At 68.8% G+C, this 22,137-nt stretch carries 23 protein-coding genes; 8 read left to right on the top strand and 15 right to left on the bottom strand.

The features are described 5' to 3' along the window. From QK444_RS11000 to QK444_RS10985, 4 genes are all read right to left on the bottom strand, one after another. Positions 1-555 (bottom strand): hypothetical protein (locus QK444_RS11000; protein WP_282779484.1); only part of this gene is annotated, 555 nt, incomplete at its 3' end. Positions 556-717: 162 nt separating this feature from the next. Continuing rightward, entirely contained in the window at positions 718-1,167 is a 450-nt protein-coding gene (locus tag QK444_RS10995) for a DUF4189 domain-containing protein (protein ID WP_029924673.1), read from the bottom strand. A 92-nt stretch (positions 1,168-1,259) separates the two neighbouring features. Then, positions 1,260-1,925, bottom strand: a complete 666-nt coding sequence (lexA, locus tag QK444_RS10990; protein ID WP_039814829.1) for a transcriptional repressor LexA — start codon at positions 1,923-1,925, stop codon at positions 1,260-1,262. 28 nt (positions 1,926-1,953) lie between these two features. Then, a complete protein-coding gene (locus tag QK444_RS10985) occupies positions 1,954-2,691 on the bottom strand; it encodes a sigma 54 modulation/S30EA ribosomal C-terminal domain-containing protein (protein WP_282779482.1) in 738 nt (245 codons plus the stop codon). Between the two features lie 227 nt (positions 2,692-2,918). Between QK444_RS10985 and QK444_RS10980 the strand changes: the two genes are divergently transcribed. Next, on the top strand, positions 2,919-4,667 hold the full coding sequence (locus QK444_RS10980) for a GAF domain-containing protein (protein ID WP_282779480.1): 1,749 nt from the start codon (positions 2,919-2,921) through the stop codon (positions 4,665-4,667). A 9-nt stretch (positions 4,668-4,676) separates the two neighbouring features. Here QK444_RS10980 and QK444_RS10975 read toward each other — a convergent pair whose 3' ends face one another. The 8 genes from QK444_RS10975 to QK444_RS10940 all read right to left on the bottom strand — a co-directional run bounded on the left by QK444_RS10975 (position 4,677) and on the right by QK444_RS10940 (position 11,598). Next, positions 4,677-5,030, bottom strand: a complete 354-nt coding sequence (locus QK444_RS10975) for a hypothetical protein (RefSeq protein ID WP_282779478.1) — start codon at positions 5,028-5,030, stop codon at positions 4,677-4,679. A gap of 105 nt (positions 5,031-5,135) precedes the next feature. After that, a complete protein-coding gene (locus tag QK444_RS10970) occupies positions 5,136-5,510 on the bottom strand; it encodes a metal-sulfur cluster assembly factor (RefSeq protein WP_039814831.1) in 375 nt (124 codons plus the stop codon). A gap of 3 nt (positions 5,511-5,513) precedes the next feature. Next, the gene (gene sufU / locus QK444_RS10965; protein ID WP_029924662.1) at positions 5,514-5,987 is read right to left on the bottom strand and encodes a Fe-S cluster assembly sulfur transfer protein SufU; all 474 of its coding nucleotides are present in this window, start codon (positions 5,985-5,987) and stop codon (positions 5,514-5,516) included. A 3-nt stretch (positions 5,988-5,990) separates the two neighbouring features. Continuing rightward, on the bottom strand, positions 5,991-7,292 hold the full coding sequence (locus tag QK444_RS10960) for a cysteine desulfurase (protein ID WP_282779475.1): 1,302 nt from the start codon (positions 7,290-7,292) through the stop codon (positions 5,991-5,993). Positions 7,293-7,297: 5 nt separating this feature from the next. After that, positions 7,298-8,092, bottom strand: a complete 795-nt coding sequence (gene sufC / locus QK444_RS10955; RefSeq protein WP_282779474.1) for a Fe-S cluster assembly ATPase SufC — start codon at positions 8,090-8,092, stop codon at positions 7,298-7,300. 37 nt (positions 8,093-8,129) lie between these two features. Next, positions 8,130-9,308: a Fe-S cluster assembly protein SufD gene (sufD, locus tag QK444_RS10950; protein ID WP_282779472.1), complete on the bottom strand. Its 1,179-nt coding sequence runs from the start codon at positions 9,306-9,308 to the stop codon at positions 8,130-8,132. Next, positions 9,308-10,768, bottom strand: coding sequence for a Fe-S cluster assembly protein SufB (gene sufB / locus QK444_RS10945; RefSeq protein ID WP_282779470.1), 1,461 nt, complete (start codon positions 10,766-10,768; stop codon positions 9,308-9,310). Before sufB ends, sufD begins: the two co-directional genes overlap by 1 nt. Next, positions 10,765-11,598, bottom strand: coding sequence for a metalloregulator ArsR/SmtB family transcription factor (locus tag QK444_RS10940; protein ID WP_143981376.1), 834 nt, complete (start codon positions 11,596-11,598; stop codon positions 10,765-10,767). The genes sufB and QK444_RS10940 overlap by 4 nt, the downstream gene beginning before the upstream one ends. A gap of 619 nt (positions 11,599-12,217) precedes the next feature. On the opposite strand from QK444_RS10940, the gene QK444_RS10935 reads away from it, so the two are divergent. From QK444_RS10935 to QK444_RS10920, 4 genes are all read left to right on the top strand, one after another. After that, complete coding sequence (locus QK444_RS10935) at positions 12,218-13,270, top strand: alpha/beta fold hydrolase (protein WP_282779468.1); 1,053 nt, start codon at positions 12,218-12,220, stop codon at positions 13,268-13,270. Positions 13,271-13,307: 37 nt separating this feature from the next. Then, positions 13,308-13,508, top strand: coding sequence for a hypothetical protein (locus tag QK444_RS10930; protein WP_282779466.1), 201 nt, complete (start codon positions 13,308-13,310; stop codon positions 13,506-13,508). A gap of 134 nt (positions 13,509-13,642) precedes the next feature. Further along, positions 13,643-14,677, top strand: coding sequence for an agmatine deiminase family protein (locus QK444_RS10925; RefSeq protein WP_282779464.1), 1,035 nt, complete (start codon positions 13,643-13,645; stop codon positions 14,675-14,677). Positions 14,678-14,714: 37 nt separating this feature from the next. Further along, positions 14,715-15,290: a TetR/AcrR family transcriptional regulator gene (locus QK444_RS10920; RefSeq protein WP_282779462.1), complete on the top strand. Its 576-nt coding sequence runs from the start codon at positions 14,715-14,717 to the stop codon at positions 15,288-15,290. An 87-nt stretch (positions 15,291-15,377) separates the two neighbouring features. Here the strand turns inward: QK444_RS10920 and QK444_RS10915 are convergent, their stop codons facing one another. Then, a complete protein-coding gene (locus QK444_RS10915; RefSeq protein WP_051037385.1) occupies positions 15,378-16,244 on the bottom strand; it encodes a hypothetical protein in 867 nt (288 codons plus the stop codon). Between the two features lie 465 nt (positions 16,245-16,709). Between QK444_RS10915 and QK444_RS10910 the strand changes: the two genes are divergently transcribed. Beyond that, entirely contained in the window at positions 16,710-16,952 is a 243-nt protein-coding gene (locus QK444_RS10910) for a hypothetical protein (RefSeq protein ID WP_282779459.1), read from the top strand. Between the two features lie 63 nt (positions 16,953-17,015). Then, entirely contained in the window at positions 17,016-19,037 is a 2,022-nt protein-coding gene (locus tag QK444_RS10905) for a serine/threonine protein kinase (RefSeq protein ID WP_282779458.1), read from the top strand. On the opposite strand, the gene QK444_RS10900 is transcribed toward QK444_RS10905, so the two are convergent. Beyond that, positions 19,019-20,974, bottom strand: coding sequence for an ATP-binding protein (locus QK444_RS10900; RefSeq protein WP_282779457.1), 1,956 nt, complete (start codon positions 20,972-20,974; stop codon positions 19,019-19,021). The two genes, QK444_RS10905 and QK444_RS10900, sit on opposite strands and share 19 nt — an antisense overlap. Further along, entirely contained in the window at positions 20,961-21,653 is a 693-nt protein-coding gene (locus QK444_RS10895) for a response regulator transcription factor (protein WP_282779455.1), read from the bottom strand. Before QK444_RS10895 ends, QK444_RS10900 begins: the two co-directional genes overlap by 14 nt. A gap of 122 nt (positions 21,654-21,775) precedes the next feature. Here QK444_RS10895 and QK444_RS10890 point away from each other — a divergent pair, with 122 nt between their 5' ends. Beyond that, the gene (locus tag QK444_RS10890) at positions 21,776-22,132 is read left to right on the top strand and encodes a hypothetical protein (protein ID WP_282779453.1); all 357 of its coding nucleotides are present in this window, start codon (positions 21,776-21,778) and stop codon (positions 22,130-22,132) included. Positions 22,133-22,137: the final 5 nt, after the last annotated feature.

Below are 22,137 nucleotides of genomic sequence, written 5' to 3'. Positions count from 1 at the left end.
CTCGTCGCGCGGGCGCATGGCGCCGAAGGGTGCGTTCCAGAACTCGCCCCGGCGGCGGGTCCACGGCCCGACATACGCGTAGGGCCGGGGGTTGTCCCAGTCGCCCGGTGACACCCCGTAGTTCACTTCGTCGATGGCGACGGACAGATCGAAGTGTTCCGGCCACAGCACCGGCTGTTCGGCGGCGAAGCGGCGTAGTGCGGTATCGCCGATGGCGAACCAGTCGTGCACGGTCGCGGCCGCGCCGGAATCGAGACTGAACGGCTCGTCGGGGTCCATATTGGTGCCGTCGCTGTAGAGACCGTCCGGCGGCCCGTCCGGTTCGAATCCGGCGGCCGCGGCCAATTCGCGGTAGGTGCCGTGCAGCGCGGCGCGGCCCCGCGGCCAGACCAGATCGGTGCCCGTCACCGAGACCGGCCATGTGATTCCGGTGAACCCACCCAGCACGATGCGCATGCGAATGGTGCCGAAACGCCGGTACTGCGGTCCCGCGATCAGCAGTTCCGCGGCCGCGTGCAACGCGAATCGGGTGTCCTCGTAGGTGATGTCGTCCACCTCGAAATCATCTCCGGGGCACCGTGGGCGAGGCGGGGAATTCGGTCTGCGGACACGCCGATCACTGCCGGTTGCCCTCACCCGATTTCCACCCGGGAAAGCGAAACGCCGCGCCCTTCCGAAAGCTCCGGAAGACCACGGCGTTCGCTTGTTATTGCTGTCTCACCTGGCGTTATCGGTGCAGGCGGAAAGGATCACCTTCGCCTGCCGCGGCGACGCCGAACCCGCATCCGGGAACGACGGCGCACTTTTACCGAGCACATCGATGGCGGCCTGCTCGGCCTCCACCTTGGTCGCCGCCCACGCCCAGCCGAAACGGGTGTCGGCGCCCTGGGACACCGCACCGCAGGCATTGGCGAAGTGCACGACGACCTCGCAGTCGCCACCGCCGCATTCGGCGATCGCGGCCGTGTCCGCGGCACCGTAACTGCCGTAGTTCACCGCGTAGGCGACGTTTCCGGTGCTCTTGGACAGCGCCAGGGCGCCGTACAGGTCACCGGCGGTGGCGGTGAAACCGCCATCGACCGCGGACGCGGGACCCGCGGCGACGACGCCGAGCGTCGCCATCGACGAGACAGCGAGACCCAAACAGGTCTTGCGCAACAACGACATTCACTTCTCCCCGTGAAGAAAGGCAATAACGGGTGGAATCTTTGCCGAGACCAACCGTTATGTCCAGTTGGCTGGTAGTGCGAACAGCAGGGTCAAACCCGCCGCATTACCGAGACGACCTTACCCAGGATCACGGCCTCGTCGCCGTCGATCACCTGGTAGGCCGGATTACGGGGTTCCAGATAGACGTGCCCGCCGGTGCGTCGATACACCTTGACAGTGGCCTCACCGTCGATCATCGCCGCCACGATCTCGCCATTGTGCGCCTCGTGCTGTTTGCGGACCACGACGATATCGCCGTCGCAAATGGCGGCGTCGACCATGGAATCACCGCGCACGCGCAGCCCGAACACGGTTCCGCGCCCGACCAGTTCGCGCGGCAGCGAGAGCACGTCGTCGGTGTGCTCCTCGGCCAGGATCGGCGTACCCGCGGCGATATCGCCGACCACCGGCACCGGCACCTGCTGTTCGGACTCCGCGCGGCCCTGCGGTGCGGAGTGCAGGAACATGCGCACGTCGATGGGCCGCGACATGGTGTCGCTGCGGCGCAGGAATCCCTTCTCCTCCAGTGCGTTCAGATGCTTGGACACCGTGGAGGAGGATTTCAGCCCGACCTCGTCGCCGATCTGGCGAGTATTGGGCGGATACCCGTGCCGCACCACCCAGTCCCGGATCACGGCGAGGATGTGGTGTTGGCGCGGCGGCAGCGTCGAGGTGTCGAGATGCTCGAACGCGTCGGAGTAGTCGTATCCGGTCACCGGGGCATCCTAATGGCCGGACACCGCTCTACCGGGCGATCACCACGCCCACATCCCCGTCGTAGCGGCGGTAGAGCAGCCGCCCGCGCCGATCGGCGATATCGGTGCAGAACAGGAACGGCAGCCCGTAGCGGCACAGCCGCGCCGCCGCCTGATGCTCGGCGAGCACCGGCACCCGATGCGGATTCATGGTCAGGGGCAGCTCGTCCATGCCGCGCGGCGGCCGCAGCCGCCACTGCCGCGCGAAGCGCACCCCGCGCGGTCCGGCCCAGTACACGATCGCGTCCTCACCGGTTTCGGCATCGGTGAACAGGTGCGCGTCGTAGTCCATGGCGTCCATGGTCGCGATCGCCTCGGCCGCGTCGCAGCTCCGCGCGTCCACCGTCTTGCGCCGGGTGACGGGTCGGTCATCGGTGACGCCGGCGAGCACCGCCCGCCGCCGATCCGGCATGCGGCGCGCCACCGACCGCTCCACCCGCCGCAGTTGCAGATCCAGCCGCTCGGCCGCGAAGGTCAGCGCCCAGCCTCCCGATCCGTCGATCTGGGTGCGCACCTCCCCCTGCCCGGTCCGCACGTTCGCCTGCACGGTCATCACCCCGGTCCCCGGACGGTCGACCATCCGCACCCGCGCCGGTTCGTGAATGTGGTGCCGCCGCAATACCTGTCCGATCATCCGTTCCGCCCGTACGACCTCGGCGAAGGACACTTCCCCCACCGCGTTCACCACCACGTGCGCATCTCCGACCACCACCGCGTGTGTGTCCACTGGACGACGACCACCTTCCCCTGAGCTACGAACCGGTTTGGGCGTACCCATGCCACCACCGGAACTGCGAGGCTCCTAGGGCCGAAGGTCCCCTCGGGTCCTTTCTCGCGACGCGCACGGCGCAGCCGACCACGGAATCGAAAAGCTTGCCGCGACGAGGAAATCCGACACGCGCAGGCAGTTCGGCATCGTCCGAGCTACTGACAGATCCGGGGAGCGAGAGGACAATGTGCCGCATGTCACACGACCCGGACGCGGTCGGCGGCGATCGCACGCGCGTCCTCGAAGCCCTGTCCCAGTTGCGATTACGCGAACTCCTGGCGGGTGTGCAAGACAGGATAACCCAACTGGTCGGTGTGCACGAGCGGATGGACCGGCTCATCGACGCCATGCTCGTCATCACCGCCGGACTCGATCTCGACGACACCCTCCGCTCCATCGTCCACACCGCCATCGAACTCGTGGACGCCCGCTACGGCGCGCTCGGCGTGCGCGAGACGCGCGGATACACCCATCCCCTCTCGGAATTCGTCTACGAGGGCATCGACGATCGCACCCGGGTTCTCATCGGCGACCTGCCGCACGGCGGCGGCGTCCTGGGCCTGCTCATCGAACAGCCGGAACCCATTCGGCTGGCCGATCTCTCCGACCATCCGGCGTCGATCGGCTTCCCGGAACACCATCCGCCGATGCGAACCTTCCTCGGCGTTCCGGTGAAGGTGCGCGACGAGGTGTTCGGCAGCCTCTACCTCACCGAGAAGGCCGGTGGGCTGGAATTCACCGAGGACGACGAGGTGGTGGTGCGGGCGCTGGCCGCCGCCGCGGGGATCGCGGTCGAGAACGCCCGCCTCTACGAGGAATCCCGCATCCGCCAAACCTGGCTGGAATCCATCCGCGACGTGGCGACCGAACTGCTGGGCGGCGGCGAACCGGCCGAGGTGCTGGAGCTGATCGCGGAACGGGCCATGACCCTCGCCGGAGCGGTGTGCGCCTTCCTGGCGCTGCCCGAAGACCTGGAATCGCCCGATCAGGAGGTGGAGGAGCTGATCGTGGCGGCCGGTACCGGCACCACCGCGGCAGGCATTCTGGGCCGTCGAATTCCGGTGGCGGACTCGCACACCGGCTCGGTGTTCCGCACCGCGGAGTCGAAGGTGACACAGGGTCTGGCCTTCAACGCGTTCACCGATATCCTGCCCGCATTCGGCCCGGTGCTGCTGCTGCCATTGCAGGCCCGCAAATCGATGCTGGGCGTGCTGGCGGTCTGCCGGAGCCCCGAAGCGCCGGAATTCGATACGCCCACCCAGGCGATGATGGCGGTGTTCGCCGGTCAAGCCGCCTTGGCACTGCGTTTGGCCGACACCCAGTTCCGCATGCGGGAGCTGGACGTGCTCTCCGAACGCGACCGCATCGCCCGCAGCCTGCACGACCGGGTGATCCAACGGCTGTTCGCCACCGGCCTGGTCCTGCAGGGCACCGCGCAGCGCATCCGCACCCCCGAGATCCGCACCCGCCTCGGCCGCACCCTCGACGATCTGCAATCCATCGTGCAGGACATCCGGCAATCCATCTTCGACCTGCACGAGCCCGAAACCGGTTCGGCGCGCCTGCACCAGCGCCTGCACGATCTCATCGCCGAGATGACCGCCGAGGCCGACCTGCGCACCACGGTGCACGTCTCCGGACCGCTGTCGGTGCTGCCGATCCCCCTGGCCGACGATGTGGAATCGGTACTGCGCGAAGCACTCAGCAATGTGGTGCGGCACGCCGAAGCCCACAGCGTGCACATCAATATCGCCATCGACGACGAGATCAGCATCGAGGTGACCGACGACGGCGTCGGTTTGCCGTCGGATCTGCCCCGCCGCAGCGGCCTGTCCAATCTGGATGTGCGCGCCGACCGCACCAACGGGCGCTTCGACATCGGTCCGGCAGGTGACCGCGGCACGGTCCTGCGCTGGGCCGCACCCCTGGCCTAACCCGGCGGGTCAGAACACGGCCAGCAGCAGGGTCCCGATCAGTGCGCACCCTCCGGCCGACAGCAGCGTCAGTGGGAGCAGCGGCCACAGGCCCGCGGTGGTGCGTCGGGCGAGCAGATACCCGGCTCCGGCTCCGCAGGCGGCCAGCACGAAGCCACCGCCGGAGACGAGGTAGAAGACGCTCGCGAAGGCCGCGTTGAGGGCCTCGCCGCCGCCCTCGGCGTAGCCGTCGAACGGGATGGGGAAACGGAAGGCCAGCGCCGTCAGCGCGGCCGTGAACGGTGCGGCGAGAACGGCGGCGAGCGCACCCCACAGCATGACGGCCAGCAGCGGGATCAGCGGGGTGTCGACGCGCTCTGTCACTCGCTCATCATGGCCCATGGACACAGCGGCATGGCGGAGCACCGACGACAACGGCCTGCCGATGACGTGATGTCGTCGGCAGGCCGCGTTCGGTGGAACGCACTCCTAGACGGTGAAACCCAAGGCGCGCAACTGCTCCCGGCCGTCATCGGTGATCTTGTCCGGACCCCACGGCGGCATCCACACCCAATTGATCTGGAGGTCCTCCACCAGGCCGCTGCGGACCAGGGCATTGCGGGCCTGGTCCTCGATCACATCGGTGAGCGGGCACGCCGGGGACGTCAGCGTCATATCGATCTTGGCGATGGACTCCTCGACCTTCAGGCCGTAGACCAGGCCGAGATCGACCACATTGATGCCGAGTTCGGGGTCGACCACATCGCGCATGGCCTCCTCGAGGTCCTCGAGGTGCTGTACTTCCTCGGGGGTCAGCTGAACCTCCGCCTCGGCGGTCGGGGCCTGCTGTTCGGTGTCGCTCATCTCTTACTCCCCGTTACCCATCGACTTCGTGGCCTCCTGTGCGGAGGATATCCGCACCACCGCGTCCTTGAACGCCATCCAGCCCAGCAATGCGCATTTCACCCGCGCCGGGTACTTGGCGACGCCCGCGAAGGCGATGCCGTCGCCGATCACGTCCTCATCGCCCTCGACGGTGCCGCGACTGGTGATCATCTCGTCGAAGGATCCGACCACCTTCAGCGCCTGCTGCACGGGCAGGCCGATGACCTGGTCGGCCAGCACCGAGGTCGACGCCTGGCTGATGGAGCAGCCCTGGCCGTCATAGGAGACGTCGGCGACGTCGCCCTTCTCGTCGATGTGTACGCGCAGCGTCACCTCGTCACCGCAGGTGGGGTTGACGTGGTGCACCTCCGCACCGAACGGCTCGCGAAGGCCGCGGTGGTGCGGGTGCTTGTAGTGGTCCAGGATGACTTCCTGGTACATCTGCTCCATGCGCATGGTTTATGCAACTCCGAAGAAGGTCTGGGCCTTCCGCACCGCGGCCACCAGCGCGTCCACCTCGTCGAGGGTGTTGTAGACGGCGAAGGAGGCCCGCGCGGTGGCGGCCACGCCGAAGCGGCGGTGCAGCGGCCAGGCGCAGTGATGGCCGACACGGATGGCGACGCCCTCGTCATCGAGAATCTGGCCGACGTCGTGGGCGTGGATACCGTCCACCACGAAGGCCACCGCGCCACCGCGGTTCACGTTCTCGGTCGGTCCGATGATGCGGACGCCGTCCAGCTTACCCAGTCCGAGCAGGGCTGCCTCGGTGAGCGCATGCTCGTGCGCCGCAACGGCTTCCATGCCGACCGCCTCGAGATACCGCACGGCCGCGCCCAATCCGACGACCTGCGAGGTCATCGGCACGCCCGCCTCGAAGCGCTGCGGCGGCGGCGCGTAGGTGCTCTCCTCCATGAACACGGTCTCGATCATGGAGCCGCCGGTGATGAACGGCGGTGTGTCGGCGAGGATCTCGCGCCGCCCGTACAGCACGCCCACGCCCGACGGGCCGAGCATCTTGTGCCCGGAGAAGGCGGCGTAGTCGATACCCAACTCGCGGAAGTTCACCGGCATGTGCGGCACCGACTGGCAGGCGTCGAGCACCACCAGCGCGCCGACCGCCTTGGCCCGGCGCACCAGCTCCTCGACGGGCGCGACCGCACCGGTCACATTGGACTGGTGGGTGAAGGCGACCACCTTGGTGGCGGGCGACAGTTCCAGCGAATCGAGGTCGATGCGCCCGTCGCCGGTGACCCCGTACCACTTCAGTGTCGCCCCGGTGCGCCGCGCCAGCTCCTGCCACGGCACCAGGTTCGCGTGGTGCTCGAGTTCGGTGATGACGATCTCGTCGCCCGGCCCCACCCGGTACGGGAAGCGGTTGTCGGCGAAGGAGTAGGTGACCAGGTTCAGCGATTCGGTCGCGTTCTTGGTGAACACGATCTCGTCGGCGTCCACGCCCACGAAGCGGGCGATATCGGCGCGGGCGCCCTCGTAGGCGTCGGTGGCCTCCTCCGCCAGCTGATGAGCGCCACGGTGCACGGCCGCATTGCGCTGGACCAGGAAGTCACGCTCCGCGTCCAGAACCGCCGTCGGCCGCTGCGCGGTCGCGCCCGAGTCCAGGTAGACCAGGGGTTTGCCGTCGCGCACCGTGCGGCTCAGGATCGGGAAGTCGGCCCGGATGCGGGCGACGTCCAGGGCCGCCACCCCGGCGAGCGGGGAATCGTGCGGCCCGGCGAGCCGGGAATCGTGACCCGTGGCGGTCATGGGTATCAGGCTCCTACGGCAGCGGAGGTGAAGCGCACGTAGCCGTTGGCATCGAGTTCCTCAGCCAGTTCCGGACCGCCCTCGGCGACGATGCGGCCGTTGACGAACACGTGCACGAAGTCCGGCTGGATGTAGCGCAGGATGCGGGTGTAGTGGGTGATCAGCAGGACGCCGCCCGCCGTAGGCTTGCCGGAGCCATCGTCCCAGCCCCGCTCCTTGTAGCGGTTCACGCCCTCGGAGACGATGCGCAGCGCGTCCACGTCCAGACCGGAGTCGGTCTCGTCCAGGATGGCGATCTTCGGCTTGAGCAGGCCCAGCTGCAGGATCTCGTGGCGCTTCTTCTCACCACCGGAGAAGCCCTCGTTCACCGAACGCTCGCCGAAAGCCGCGTCGATCTCCAGCTCGGCCATGTTCTCCTTGACTTCCTTGACCCACGTGCGCAGCTTGGGGGCCTCGCCGCGCACGGCGGTGGCGGCGGTGCGCAGGAAGTTCGACATGGACACACCCGGAACCTCGACCGGGTACTGCATGGCCAGGAACAGGCCCGCGCGCGCCCGCTCGTCCACCGACATCTCCAGCACGTCCTCACCGTCGAGGGTGATGGAGCCGGAGGTCACGGTGTACTTGGGGTGACCGGCGATGGCGTAGGACAGCGTCGACTTGCCGGAGCCGTTGGGGCCCATGATGGCGTGGGTCTCACCCGAGCGGACGGTCAGGTTGACGCCGTTGAGGATGGGCTTGGCCTCGCCCTCGGGGGTGGTGACCTCGACGTGCAGGTCCTTGATTTCCAGGGTGGTCATCGAATTCGGATTCCTTTGCGGAGTGGGAAAGTTCGTCTTATACGCCGACAGCGGCGAGCTCGGCCTCGATGGCCGCCTCCAGCCGCTCCCGGACCTCGGGGACCGTGATCTTCTGGATGATCTCGTGGAAGAAGCCGCGCACCACCAGGCGTCGCGCCGTCTCCTCCGGAATGCCGCGAGCGCGCAGGTAGAACAGCTGCTCGTCGTCGAAACGGCCGGTGGCCGAGGCGTGTCCGGCGCCGATGATCTCGCCGGTCTCGATCTCCAGGTTCGGCACCGAGTCGGCGCGCGCGCCGTCGGTGAGCACCAGGTTGCGGTTCACCTCGTAGGTGTCGGTGCCCTCGGCGGCGGCGCGGATGAGCACATCGCCCACCCACACGGTGTGCGCGTCGGGCTTGGACGAGGCCGGATCGCCCTGCAGCGCACCCTTGTACTGCACGTTCGACTTGCAGTTGGGCTGCGAGTGGTCGACCAGCAGGCGCTGTTCGAAATGCTGGCCGTCGTCGGCGAAGTACAGGCCGAGCAGTTCGGCATCGCCGCCGGGACCGTCGTAGCGCACATTCGCGGTGAGCCGCACCAGGTCGCCGCCGAGGGTGACATTGGTGTGGCGCAGGGTGGCGTCGCGGCCCAGCCGGGGGTGATGCGCGGTGGCGTGGACGGCGTCGTCGGCCCAGTCCTGCACCGCGACCACATTCAGCCGGGCGCTGTCACCGAGCACGAATTCCACGTTGTCGGCGTAGGTTCCGCTGCCCCGGTAGTCGAGCACCACGGTGGCGGCGGCGAAGTTGCCGAGCCGGATCTGCACGTGCCCGAAAGCGGTCTTGCCCGCGCCCGGACCGGTGATGGTCACGGTGACCGGTTCGGCCACTTCGGTTTCCGCGCCGACCGACACAACGGTGGCCTGGTCGAAACCCGAGTACGCCTGCGCGGCGACCCGATCGGTGGGCACGCCGCCCTGGCCGAGGCGGCCGTCGGCGCGGTCCACGGTCTCCACCGTGACACCGGCGACCTCGCTCACCTCGACGGTGGCCGCGCCGTCGCGCACCGCGCTGCCGTCGTGCAGGCCGCCCAGGCGGCGCAGCGGGGTGAAGCGCCACGCCTCGTCCTTGGCCGAGGGCACCTCGAAGGCGTCCACATCGAAGGAGGCGAACACCTCACCCTTGTTGACGGCGGGGGGCCGTACTTCCGCGGCCTCCGCAACGTTCTCGACGGCCATCAGCCGACGGCTCCTTCCATCTGCAGCTCGATCAGGCGGTTCAGTTCCAGGGCGTACTCCATGGGGAGTTCCTTGGCGATGGGCTCCACGAAGCCGCGCACCACCATGGCCATCGCCTCGTCCTCGGTCAGACCGCGGCTCATCAGGTAGAACAGCTGATCCTCGGACACCTTGGAGACCGTGGCCTCGTGGCCCATGGTCACGTCGTCCTCGCGGATGTCGACGTAGGGGTAGGTGTCGGAGCGGGAGACGTTGTCCACCAGCAGCGCATCGCACTTCACGGTCGACTTGGACGCGTACGCGCCCTTGTTCACCTGCACCAGGCCGCGGTAGGAGGCGCGACCGCCGCCGCGCGCCACCGACTTGGAGATGATGTTGGAGGAGGTGTGCGGCGCCAGGTGCAGCATCTTCGCGCCGGTGTCCTGGTGCTGGCCCTCACCCGCGAAGGCGATGGAGAGCACCTCGCCCTTGGCGTGCTCACCGGTCATCCACACCGCCGGGTACTTCATGGTGACCTTGGAGCCGATATTGCCGTCGACCCACTCCATGGTCGCGCCCGCCTCGGCCTTGGCCCGCTTGGTGACCAGGTTGTAGACGTTGTTCGACCAGTTCTGGATGGTGGTGTAGCGGCAGCGGCCGCCCTTCTTCACGATGATCTCCACGACCGCGGAGTGCAGCGAGTCCGAGCTGTAGATCGGCGCGGTGCAGCCCTCGACGTAGTGCACGTAGGCATCCTCGTCGACGATGATCAGCGTGCGCTCGAACTGGCCCATGTTCTCGGTGTTGATCCGGAAGTAGGCCTGCAGCGGAATGTCGACGTGCACGCCCGGCGGCACGTAGATGAACGAGCCGCCCGACCACACGGCCGAGTTCAGCGCGGAGAACTTGTTGTCACCGGAGGGGATCACCGAGCCGAAGTACTGCTGGAAGATCTCCGGGTGCTCGCGCAGGCCGGTGTCGGTGTCGAGGAAGATGACACCCTGCTTCTCCAGATCCTCGCGGATGGAGTGGTAGACCACCTCGGACTCGTACTGCGCGGCGACACCGGCGACGAGACGCTGCTTCTCCGCCTCCGGGATGCCGAGCTTGTCGTAGGTGTTCTTGATGTCCTCGGGCAGGTCTTCCCAGGACGCGGCCTGCTTCTCGCTGGACCGCACGAAGTACTTGATGTTGTCGAAGTCGATGCCGTCGAGGTTGGAGCCCCAGTTCGGCATGGGCTTCTTGTCGAAGATGCGCAGGGCCTTGAGCCGGAAGTCGAGCATCCATTCGGGCTCGTTCTTCTTCGCCGAGATGTCGCGCACGACCTCCTCGGACAGGCCGCGCTTGGCACTGGCACCGGCGACATCCGTATCGGCCCAGCCGTAGCCGTACTTGCCCAGGGAGGCGATGGTCTCCTCCTGGGTGAGGGGAGGGGCCTGGGCTGCGTCATTCTCGCGGCTCGCCGCAGCGGTCGTCGTCATTCGGCACTCCTTCCGGAGTCGTTCGTCGATGTCGTCGCGGGCTGTGCGACGGGTTTTCCAGCGGTATTCGGTGTGGCCCCGGCGGTGCCGGGTGTCAGCGCCCCGGCGGTGCCGGGTGTCAGCACGGTGAGGGGTACGTGGGTGGTGCAGGCGCAGTCGCCGTTGGCGATGGTGGCCAGCCGCTGCACATGGGTGCCCAGCAGTTCGCGGAACGCCTCCAGTTCGGCGGCGCACAGCTCCGGGAACTCCTCGGCCACGTGCGATACCGGGCAGTGGTGCTGGCAGATCTGCACGCCCGCGCCGACCTCCCGGGTGGACGCCGCGAATCCGGCGGCGGTGAACGCCTCCGCGATCTCGTCGGCCTTGGCGGCCGTCTCCTCCGGCGTGTGCCGGGCCAGCCGGTCGATACCGGCGACGATGGTGCCGACCCGCTTGCGCGCGAAGTCGACGATGGCCTTGTCGCCGCCGATCTCCCGCAGCTGACGCATCGCGGCACCGGCGAGGTCATCGTAGGCATGCCCCAAACGGCCTCTGCCCTGGGCCGTCAACTGGAACTGCTTGGCGGGACGGCCACGCCCCTTCTGCTGCCACGGCGCGGAGCGGGCGGCACGCGCCTCCCCCGACTCGATGAGGGCATCGAGGTGCCTGCGCACCCCCGCCGGAGTGAGGCCGAGCCGCTTGCCGATGGCGGTCGCGGTGATCGGTCCTTCCTCGAGCAGCAGTTTCACGACGGCTTCGCGGGTGTGGCCTTCGCCTGCGGGTTCGGACACCGCAGCAGACCGGGCGCCCTGCTGGCGCCCGGTGCCTGCTTCCGCATTCCGCAAACCCATGGTTTTCACAACACCAGTGTGACGGAATTCCTTCCCGGGTTCTAGTAAGGGTCACCTGACTTGGAGGGGGTTGGGAGTGTGAACCTTCGCACACGGCAGAAGGGGGCGATCCGGCCGGGAATCGCGGCGACGCTCGGACGACCGCGCGCGGACCAAGATTGCGAGCAATTCGCCCGCGACCGCCGATCCCGCCGCGAGCCCGTCACCGCGAGCGGATTCGACGCCGAGAAAATCGACCCCGTGCGGATTCACCTCGTGCGGATTCAGCCCGCGCGGGTTCAGCCCACGTGGGTTCACACCCCCGGCGCGGGTTCACCTCGTGCAGATCACCTCGTGCGGATCACCTCGTACGGATTCACCCGCGCGGCTTCAGCCCACGTGGGTTCAGCCCGCGCGGGTTCACACCCCCGGCGCGGGTTCACGCCCACGTGGGTTCAGCCCCGGCGTGGGTTCGACGCCGTCGACCCACACGCCCGCGTGCGGTGAATTACAGTGGCGGACAATGCGATAGCACGTCCGGCAGGGGGTTCCACGACCCGAACAGTTGCCTGTTATCGTAAGTTACATCTTTTCCAGGCGGTACGACCTCCGCCGATCGAGAGGGATCCACACCCGCGCCATGAATCCGGTGATCACCACGAACCTGCCCGTCGCACTGCGCAACGGCTGGGCCCTGACCTTCGGCGACGGCATCGAAGCCCCCGCGCGCACGCCCTCGACCGTGCTCTACGACCTGCCGCACCGGCAGCTGCGCCGCTTCGACCGCGACACCCCCGCCCACGGGAATCCGGTGCTGCTGGTGCCGCCGCTGGCCGTGGACGCCTCCTGCTACGACCTGCGGCCGGGCCAGAGCCTCGCGCGCTTCCTGCGCGACAGCGGTCGGCAGCCGTACGTGATCGACTACGGCCGCATCACCGCCGCGGACCGCGACCTGGGGTTGGAGGAGTGGGTGGACGATATCGTCCCGACCGCCATCGCCCATATCAGCGAGCTGCACGACGGCGCGGACGTCGACCTGATCGGCTGGTCGCTGGGCGGCATCATCAGCCTGCTCACCGCCGCCGACCACGCCGATCTGCCGATCGGCTCGGTCACCACCCTGGGCTCGCCCATGGACTTCGGCCGCAACCGCCTACTGGCACCGGTGCGCATGGTCGCGAAGCTCACCGGCGGGCGGGAGATCGCCTATGCCACCCATCTTCTCGACGGCATCCCGGCGTTCTTCGTCCAGGCGGGATTCCGAGGCATGTCCCTCGGCCGGGAGCTCACCCGCCCGCTGTTCATCGCCCGCAATGCCGGACACACCGAGGCGCTGGCCCGCATGGAGGCCATCGACCGCTTCATCGCCACCATGCCCGGCTACCCCGGACGTCTCTACCGCCAGCTGTACAGCCGCATCATCGTCGGCAACCAGCTCGCCCACGGCCGCGTCCACCTGACCTCCGGCCGCGTCATCGACCTGGCCAAACTCACCTGCCGCGTCCTGCTCCTGGGCAGCCGCTCCGACACCCTCGCCCCCGCCGCGACCATCGAACCCGGCGTGGACGTACTCACCGGAGCCGCCGAAGCCCGCTTCGCCGACCTCCCCGGCCTCAACCACCTGGCCCTCGTCGCCGGCCCCCAAGCCGCCACCACCACCTGGCCCCTGATCGACGAATTCCTCGGAACCTAGCCACACCGCCTCGCTCGCACTCGGCCACGATGGCGGAATGTTCACCACCGCATTCCTCCAGCATTCCGGCAAAGGCCCACTCCGCCACGAGGAGTCGCTGTTGGAGACAGGGCTGCGGCGGCGCGGGATCCCGGTCGAGTACTACACCGTCAAGCGCATCCACCGCCCGTGCACCGAGCCGGTGCCGCGGCGGTGGCAGCAACTGCTCGCAGGTCGCGACGACTCAGTCTTTGACTGAAATTTCAGTCAGGCCGTAGGGTGGGTGTGTATTCAGACGAGAAATCCCAGTTCGAGGAGATGGCGATGCGGCGGCGTGAGTTCGTTCGGGCGGCCGTTGGCGCGGTCGGCGGGTTCGTGGTGGGAGGTTGTGGAATGGGCGGGAACGACGTGGGGTCCGAGGCGGGCGGTGGGTGGATGATGCCCGAGGAGGGGCGGCGGCATGTTCGGACGTGGATGTCGTTCGGGGCCGGTGAGCGGGTGTACGGGGCGGAGTTGTTGCCGCTGGTGCGGCGGGATCTGGCGACCATCGCCACCACCATCGCCCGGTTCGAGCCGGTGTCGATGCTGGTGCGGGCCGAGGAGATGGAGCTGGCGCGGGGTTTGCTGGGCGGGGCGGATATCGAGCTGATCGAGGCGGAGCTGGATGATCTCTGGATGCGGGATACGGGGCCCGTGTTCGTGTCGGGAGATCGGGGGCGGGCGGGGGTCGACTTCAATTTCAACGGATGGGGCGGCAAGCAGGAACATCGGCGGGACGCGCGGGTGGCCGGGGCCGTAGCGGAGCATGCCGGGGTGGCGACGCTGCGTAGTGAACTCGTGATCGAGGGCGGCGGGCTGGAGGTCGACGGGGAGGGAACGGCGATCATCACCGAGAGCTGCGTGCTCAACGACAACCGGAATCTGGGGTGGACGAAACAGGAGGTCGAGCGGGAGCTGGCCGCCGTGCTCGGGATCACGAAGGTGATCTGGCTGCCGGGGATCGCGGGCGCGGACATCACCGACGGGCACACCGACTTCTACGCGCGCTTCGCCCGGCCGGGCGTGGTGGTCGCCGGGCTCGACAACGACCCGGACTCCTTCGACCACGACGTCACCCGCCGCCACCTGGAGATCCTCCGCACGGCCACCGATGCGCACGGCCGCCCGCTGGAAGTCGAAGTGCTGGAAGGTCCTTCGACCATCCGCGCGGAGTGGGCGGACGACGATTTCGCGGCCGGGTACATCAACTTCTATGTCTGCAACGGCGCGGTGATCGCACCGGAATTCGGTGACCCGCGCACGGATTCGGCCGCCCGTTCGACACTACGACGGCTGTATCCGGACCGTGAGGTGGTCCAGATCGCCATCGACGCCGTCGCCGCGAGCGGCGGCGGCATCCACTGCACCACCCAGCAGGAACCCGCCTGAGCGGTCTACCCCTCCCCTACCCCTACAGTGAGGACCCGTGTCGGAGCGTCGAATTCAGATTCTGGAAGCCGCGGTACGCGTAATCGCACAGGATGGCGTGCGAGGATTGCGCGTTGAAAAACTCGCCGCCGCGGCGGGCGTCTCGACGGCACTGATCTACTACCATTTCACCGATCGTGCCGGCATCCTGCATGCCGCTCTCGAACACATCAACCACCGCGCCGTGGATTACACCGAACGCGCACTCGCCGAAACCGATCCGCGCCGCCGACTGGAACAGGTACTGCTGCTCGAACTCCAGGACACCGACGAGGTCCGCGAAACCAGTGTCGCCTGGGGTGAATTGCGCGCCAGCGCGGTATTCAACACCGACCTGCGCGATCCCCTGCGCGCCACCACGGACTCCTGGAACGTCGATATCGAAACCCTCATCCGCGACGCCCAGGACTCCGGCCACCTGCACGCCGGAATCGACGCCGCCGCCGCGGCCGAACGCCTCACCGCCCTCACCGAGGGCCTCAGCGAACGCTGGCACAGCGGCTCGCTCACCCTCGACCGCGCCCGCGAACTACTCAGCGGCGCAATCACTCTCGAGCTCGGCACCGCACGGTGACACAGACGCGGCATCGCCGATCGACACAATGCCGTCACACAGCACGACGCCATCACACAGCACACTCCATTGGCACAGCGCCGCGACTCAGCGCAGCAGATTGATGATCTTCCGGTAGGCGGCGCGGGTCTGTGGTGAAAGCCGCGACCAGGTGACGGGTCCGCCGGTGGCCAGATGGGTGTCGTACGGGATCTCGGTGACCGCCCGCACGAATTTGCCCAGATAACGTCGCGCGTGCTCGGCCACCGAGGGTCCGTCGTGCGGATGCTGCCGGGTGACGACGATGACGGATTCGGCCAGGTGGTACTGGCTGTAATTGTCGTCGAGCCAAATCAGTGCGGGTTTAAGCCGATTCACCGCATCGGCCCGCGCGGCCAGCGTGATGACCAGCGCGATCCGGGAATCGGAGAGCAGCGGCGCGAGCATGCGATTGCTGACCGGCGATCCGCCGTCGTAGACGGGCAGACATCCGGCCGAGCACAGGTCGCGGTGCACCGAGGCGTAACTCTCCCGCCGGGGTAGTGGTTCCGGCCCCCGGGGCAGCACTCCGAAGCGGGCGCTGTTCTCCCCCGAACTGTCGAGCACCGACGGCGCGAGCCCGCGCGGGCTCATATTGAGCCAGGTCTGCACGGTGCCCGCCGGATCGATGGTGTCGCATCCGCGCCGGGCGAGGTCGCCGCCGGTGGGCGTGGCGTCGACCACGATGGGTGAGCGTTCGCCGTAGTCGGAGGCCGCGGCGGCCGCGAGCCCGATGGCGGTGGTGGTGGTTCCGGCGCCGCCGGAGCTGCCCATGACGAGCACGGCCGGGATGGTGGCCCACAGCAGGAATCCGTCCCCGCCGTGCACGCGCACCAGGTCGGTGGGCGATCCGGGCGGGGCCGGTCGCAGCAGCAGCGACAAATCCGTTGGGGCGGAGGACAGATCGGCGGGTTGGTCGGGGAATTGGTCGAACACTCGGGATTCCTTTGTGCGAGCGACATCCGGTTCTGCGGAATCGGCATGGTCACCGCCTCGCCGATGAGAGCGGTGACATCCATCGCGTGAACGATCCGCGGCGCGCGTGAGCACGCGAAGAATGGGCATTTCAGCGTCGGTCGACTCGTCCCCCCGGTCGACACCCACACCGTGTCGACGAGATCCCCTGCGCTACGAGTTCTCGATGCAGTCCTGCGGTTCCGCGCCCGTGCACCCCCACTGTCGATACACATACCAAAAGAATTGCAGTGCAACGCCTTTCAATGTCGCCAGATACTACACGAATCGGGCGAGCGCGACAGTTCTACGCGAAACTCATTCGGATGAATCATCGATCTTGCGACACGCCCGTGTTACAGGATGGACGGGTGTGGCGCGTTTGAAATTCTGAGCACAAGGGAATCGCTGGAACATACCTCCCCACGCAGGATCGAGGAGTATTCGATGACCCGCACGATCCCTACCCGCGCGCGTCCTGATGAACACGTTCTCATCGACAATGTCGACGGTTCGAGACTGGCGCTGTTGCTGATGGGCGTCATCGGTCTCGCCTGGACGCTCACCGCCTCCGACGCCGATGCCCACGGCTGGATGGTGGCGGGGCTGGCGGTGACCGCCCTCGCGGTCGTCACCGGCATCGGTACGGCCATCGAGCGGCGCCGACACCGTGGGAGTCGCAAACGCTGAACCTGTTTCGGGAATCGCCGTCCCCGGGGCGCGGCGCGCGGACGGTGGTCGTAGGCTGTCGCGGTGAATTCCGGGCGGACAGTGGTCGACGGGCGATTCGAGTTGCTCGAGCCGCTCGGCAGCGGCGGAATGGGCACCGTGTGGCGGGCCTACGACATCGCGCTGCATCGTGAGGTGGCACTGAAGGAGGTGCGCACCGACGCATCGGACGGCACCGCGAGTTCCGGCGGCGCGCAACGAGAGCGAGTGTTGCGCGAGGCGCGGGCGCTGGCCCGCATCGGGCATCCGAATGTGGTGGCGATCCATCACATCGTGGATGCCCCGGGCGCGCATCCGTGGATCGTGATGGAGTTGGTGCGCGGCCGCAGTCTCGCCGATCGACTCGCCCAGGGGACGATGAGCCCCGAGCAGGCGGCGCGGCTGGGTCGCGGGATTCTCGCGGCGCTGCGGGCCGCCCATGCCGTCGGCGTCCTGCATCGCGATATCAAACCCGCGAATGTGCTGCTGCGCGAAGACGGTTCACCGGTGCTCACGGATTTCGGCATCGCGGCCATCGACGGACTGGACGGGCTCACCGCCACCGGCAATGTGGTCGGCTCGCTGGATTACGTCGCCCCGGAACGCCTGGACGGCCAGGAGGGCTACCCTGCTTCCGATCTGTGGTCGCTGGGCCTGCTGCTCTACGTGGCCGTGGAGGGCTATCACCCGCTGCGCCGGGAGAGCACGGTCGGCACGCTCGCGGCCGTGCTGAAAGGCGAAGTGCCGCCGCCGCAACGGGCGGGGGCGCTCACCACGGCCCTGGCCGCCCTGCTCGTCCCCGACCCGCACCGGCGGCCGAGCGCCGAACAGCTGGACTGGCTGCTGGCCCAGGCCGCGAGCCCGGACGCGCTGCCGTACCCGCCGCCCGCCGCAACACACCTACCGCCGACCACAGCCCGATCCGCGACGCAGGCACCGCCGGCCGTACCGAACGCATCGCGCACGGGCCAGCTCGCGCAGCCATCCGACCCACACGCACAGACGTCCAGTCCGCACGCACAGCCAGCCGCCCCGACTCCGGGGCCACCATCACAGACGTCCGGCCCGCACACAGAATCTCCAGGGCCATACCCGCAGTCGTCCGGCCCGCACACACAACCACCGGGGCCATATCCGCAGCCACCCGGCCCGCACGCTCGAGCAGCCGGACCGAGCCCACGGTCCTTCGGCTCGCACGCAGGGCGGCCCGGTTCGTCTCCAACCCCGGTCACGCCCGATCCGCCGTTCGCATCGGGATCCGACTCCCCACCACAGCACGCGAACCCGCCGTACTTCGCACGGGGAACGTTTCCCCGGCAACATCATTCGCCGCCGATCGCGCCCGGCCACGGCTCCCCTGCGGCCACAGCGGCCACGGGGACGACCACCCTCCAGACCAGCGGTACCGGCGCTGTCCCGGCACCTCGGCGCGGCGGCCGCTGGAGCCGGGTCGGCCTCGGGACGGCGGCGGTGGTCGCGCTCGTGATCGCCGCGCTCGTGGTGCGACCCGGATCTTCCACACCCGGCGCGGATGCCCCGGGTACGCCCGTACCTTCGATTCCCGCCACGGAACCGCTCACCACCGAACCGCAACCGTCGCAGCCGGGGCCGTCGGTGGACCTGCTGACCCCCGACGGCATTCGTCAGGCCATCGCCGCATTCGAACAGGCCAGCGGAGGAGAGGAATTCACCGAGGCCACCTTCTACCCGACCTACGCCAGCACCGGCATTCTGCTGGGCGACCAGTCCAGACGCTACGACGCCTACACCTACCGTGACGGCGTGGCCAGCCGTCAGGGGCCGGGCGGAACCCTCACCGGCACCGAGACCACGGTGCGGCTGAATTCGATCAACTGGGACATCCTTCCGGATCTGCTGCGTGCCGCCGATGCGCAACTCGGTGTGGCCGACCCGACCTCGCGCTATCTGATCATCGATCCGGCCTGGACCTTCAACAGCGACCGCCCGACGATCATGGTCTATCTGAGCGACGACTACGGCGGCTCCGCCTATCTCGCCGCCGATCTGGACGGCACCGTCGTGAAGGTCTACCCGCGCGAGAACTGACCGCGCGGACCGGACGCCGGGTCCGGTGCAGACAAGGGCAGCCGGAGGCGGATGTGTGCGCCGCGTTCGGAGTCGGCGACGGTGAGGGTGCCGCCGTGCAGGGTGGCGATATCCCGTGCGAGGGCCAGGCCGAGGCCGGTGCCGCCGGCCGCTCGGGTGCGGGCGGTGTCGAGGCGGGCGAAGCGTTCGAATACGCGCTCGCGCTCGGCGGGCGGTATGCCGGGGCCGTCGTCGCGGACGTCGAGTACCGCGTGCCCATCGGTCGCGTGCAGGCGCAGGGTGGCGCTCGATGCTGCGTGGGCGTCGGCATTGTCGAGCAGGTTGGTGAGCAGTCGGGCGAGGTGGGTGCGATGGCCCGCCACCACGGTGTCGTCGTCGACCGCCACCGTCCAGGTGGTCGGGCCGGGTGGTCGACGCTCGGTGACCTCGCGGACGAGTTCACCGAGGTCCAGGGGCGTCAGTGGGAGCTCGGGGCCGGTGTCGAGCCGCGCCAGGGTGAGCAGATCGGTGATGAGCGCTTCCAGTCGATCCAGATCCTCGAGCGCCCCGGCCGCCACGTCGGGCCAGTCGGCGCGGTCCGGATAGCGGGCCGCCACCTCCAACGGCGTCCGCACATTGGCCAGCGGACTGCGCAGTTCGTGCGAGGCGTCGGCGACGAACTGCCGCTCCCGCCGGGTAGCCTGCTCGAGCCGACTCAGGGTGTCGTTGAGGGTGGCCGCGAGGCGCGCGATCTCGTCACCGGTCCGCGGCACCGGCACCCGGCGGCCGAGATTCTGCGCGGTGAGCCGCGCGAATTCCCCGCGAATGGCCTCGACGGGCCGCAGCGCCCGCCCGGTGGCGAACCAGGTCGACGCGGCCACCAGCAGTAACAGCAGCGGTGCGGCCACCAGCAGCAGCCGCGTGGTGGCGGTGGTCGCCTCCCGAATGGACTGCGTCGACGCGTCCGCGGTGACGGTGACGTCCCCTTCTCCGCGCATGGCGACGGTGGCCGACTGGGTGCGGGTCGCCAGCGGGGTCGGCCCGACGAAGACGATCCGGCGCACCCCCGCATCCCCGGTCGCCGGACCGTTCGGGAGGGCCGGAAACGGAACGGCTGGCGACATCGCCGGGACTGGCGCAGTCGGCGGGGCGGAGTAGGAAGCACCCGGTGAATTCGGCATCGAGGCAGCGGTGTCCGCCGGTCTCGGCGCGATAGCCGCCCCGCGCGGTCCCGAATCCGCCCCGTGCGGTACCGACTCCGCGCCAGGCGGTTCCGAACCGGCACCGTGCGGGACCGAATCCGCCGCACGCGGAGTCGGGCGCGGTGCGCTCGGATCGGCCGCGCCCGAAACGGGCGCACTCGGCTCGGCTACACCTGGTGCGGTCGCTCCCGGCGAGGTCGGGTCCGACGTTGCCGCACCCGATGCGGTCACACCCGGCTCGGACCGCGGCGGCTCGGAGCCGGGCGAGGTCGGCGAGGTCATGGCCGGGGCCGCCAGCACCTCCCCGTCCGGTGCGTCGACGCGGATGGTGACGGCCCGGTCCACCAGCGGTAGCGGGGCACCGTCGCGCAATGCCACGGCGGCCACCCCCAACTGGCGGTGCAGCATGTCGTCGACCCGGGCGGTGAGGCTGGTTTCCACGTAGTGCACGGTCGCCCAGCCCGCGGCCAGCAGGGCGATGGCCACCACCAGGGTCGCCGCCGCGGTGGTGCGGGCGCGTACCGATACCGGTCGCCAGCGCCACCTGCGGTCCTCCTCAGAGCCACGACCCAGCCCAGACCTACCGCCGCGCCCTGAAGCACGATCCATGACCGAGTCGCCGTCGGTCCCGGGGTCGCGGTCGGCCCCGGTATCGCGGACAGCCCTGGCGTTGCGGTCGGTCACGGAGTCACCGTCGGCCCCGGCATTGGGGTCGGCCCCGGAGTCAGGGCCGGGGGCGGCGTCACGGTCGATCATGGGTGCCGCCTTCCGCGACGAGTCGGTATCCGTGCCCGCGCACGGTGCGAATGCTGTTGCGCCCGAAGGGTGCGTCGATCTTGCGGCGCAGCGCGCTGATATGCACTTCGACCACGTTGGAATCGCCGTCGAAGGCGAAATCCCAGCCGCTGCTGAGCAGTTCACGCTTGGACACCAGCTGGCCGGGTCGGCGCGCCAGGATTTCCAGCACCGAGAATTCCTTGCTGGTGAGGGCGATATCGCTGCCCGCACGTGTACAGATGCGGGTGGCCGGGTCGAGGGTGAGGTCACCGACGAGCAGCAGTGTCGGCCGGGGTGCGGGGCGGCGGCGCACCAGGTTGCGCAGCCGGGCCAGCAGCACCACGAACGAGAACGGTTTGGTCACGTAGTCGTCCGCGCCGGAGTCCAGCGCTTCGGCCTCGTCGTGTTCGCCGTCCTTGGCGGTGAGCATGAGGATGGGCGTCCAGTCCCCCGCTGCGCGCAGCAGCGCGCACACGCGGTAGCCGTTGAGTTCCGGCAGCATGATGTCGAGCACGATCACGTCGTAGTCGGCGGTCTGGGCCATCTCCAGCCCCACCCGGCCGTCCCCGGCCAGATCGACCGCCCACCCCTCGGCCTCCAGCCCGGAGCGCAGGGCTCCGGCCAGTCGCGTCTCGTCCTCCACCACCAGTACTCGCACGCGGCGATCCTGACAGGCCAACCTGAAGACGTCTTCAGCTTCCTTCAGGAAGTCCTCAGCCGTACCCGGCCAGAGTCGTCAACGTTCCGGATGGTCCGGAGCGACGATTCGAGGGAGACGATATGCGTTCCAAGCTTTCCACCCGTGCGGCCGCCGTGGCGGTAGGTGCGGCGACCCTGCTCACAGCCGGTCTGGGCGGTATGGCGGTGGCCGCCGCGCATCCGGCCGAGCTGTCCCCCGGGCCGAACGTCACCGTGCAGCGCGACGGCGAGCGGGTGGTGATCGACCGCGAGGGCAATCGCGTTCCGCTGCCCCTCGATGGAGAGGGCGTCATCGTGCAGCGCGACGGCGACAAGGTGATCATCAAGCGTCAGGGTGCGCCGGATGTCGTCGGCGTCCCGGCCCTGCCCGCCGTACCGGGGATGGTCGCCCCGACCGCGCCCCTGACCACCGCGCCCAGCACCGGTTCGGCGGGCTGACATCG

Origin of the sequence: Nocardia sp. CC201C, from assembly GCF_030010695.1 — a bacterium.
GTDB lineage: Bacteria > Actinomycetota > Actinomycetes > Mycobacteriales > Mycobacteriaceae > Nocardia > Nocardia otitidiscaviarum.
This window is presented reverse-complemented; position numbering and strand designations above follow the sequence as displayed.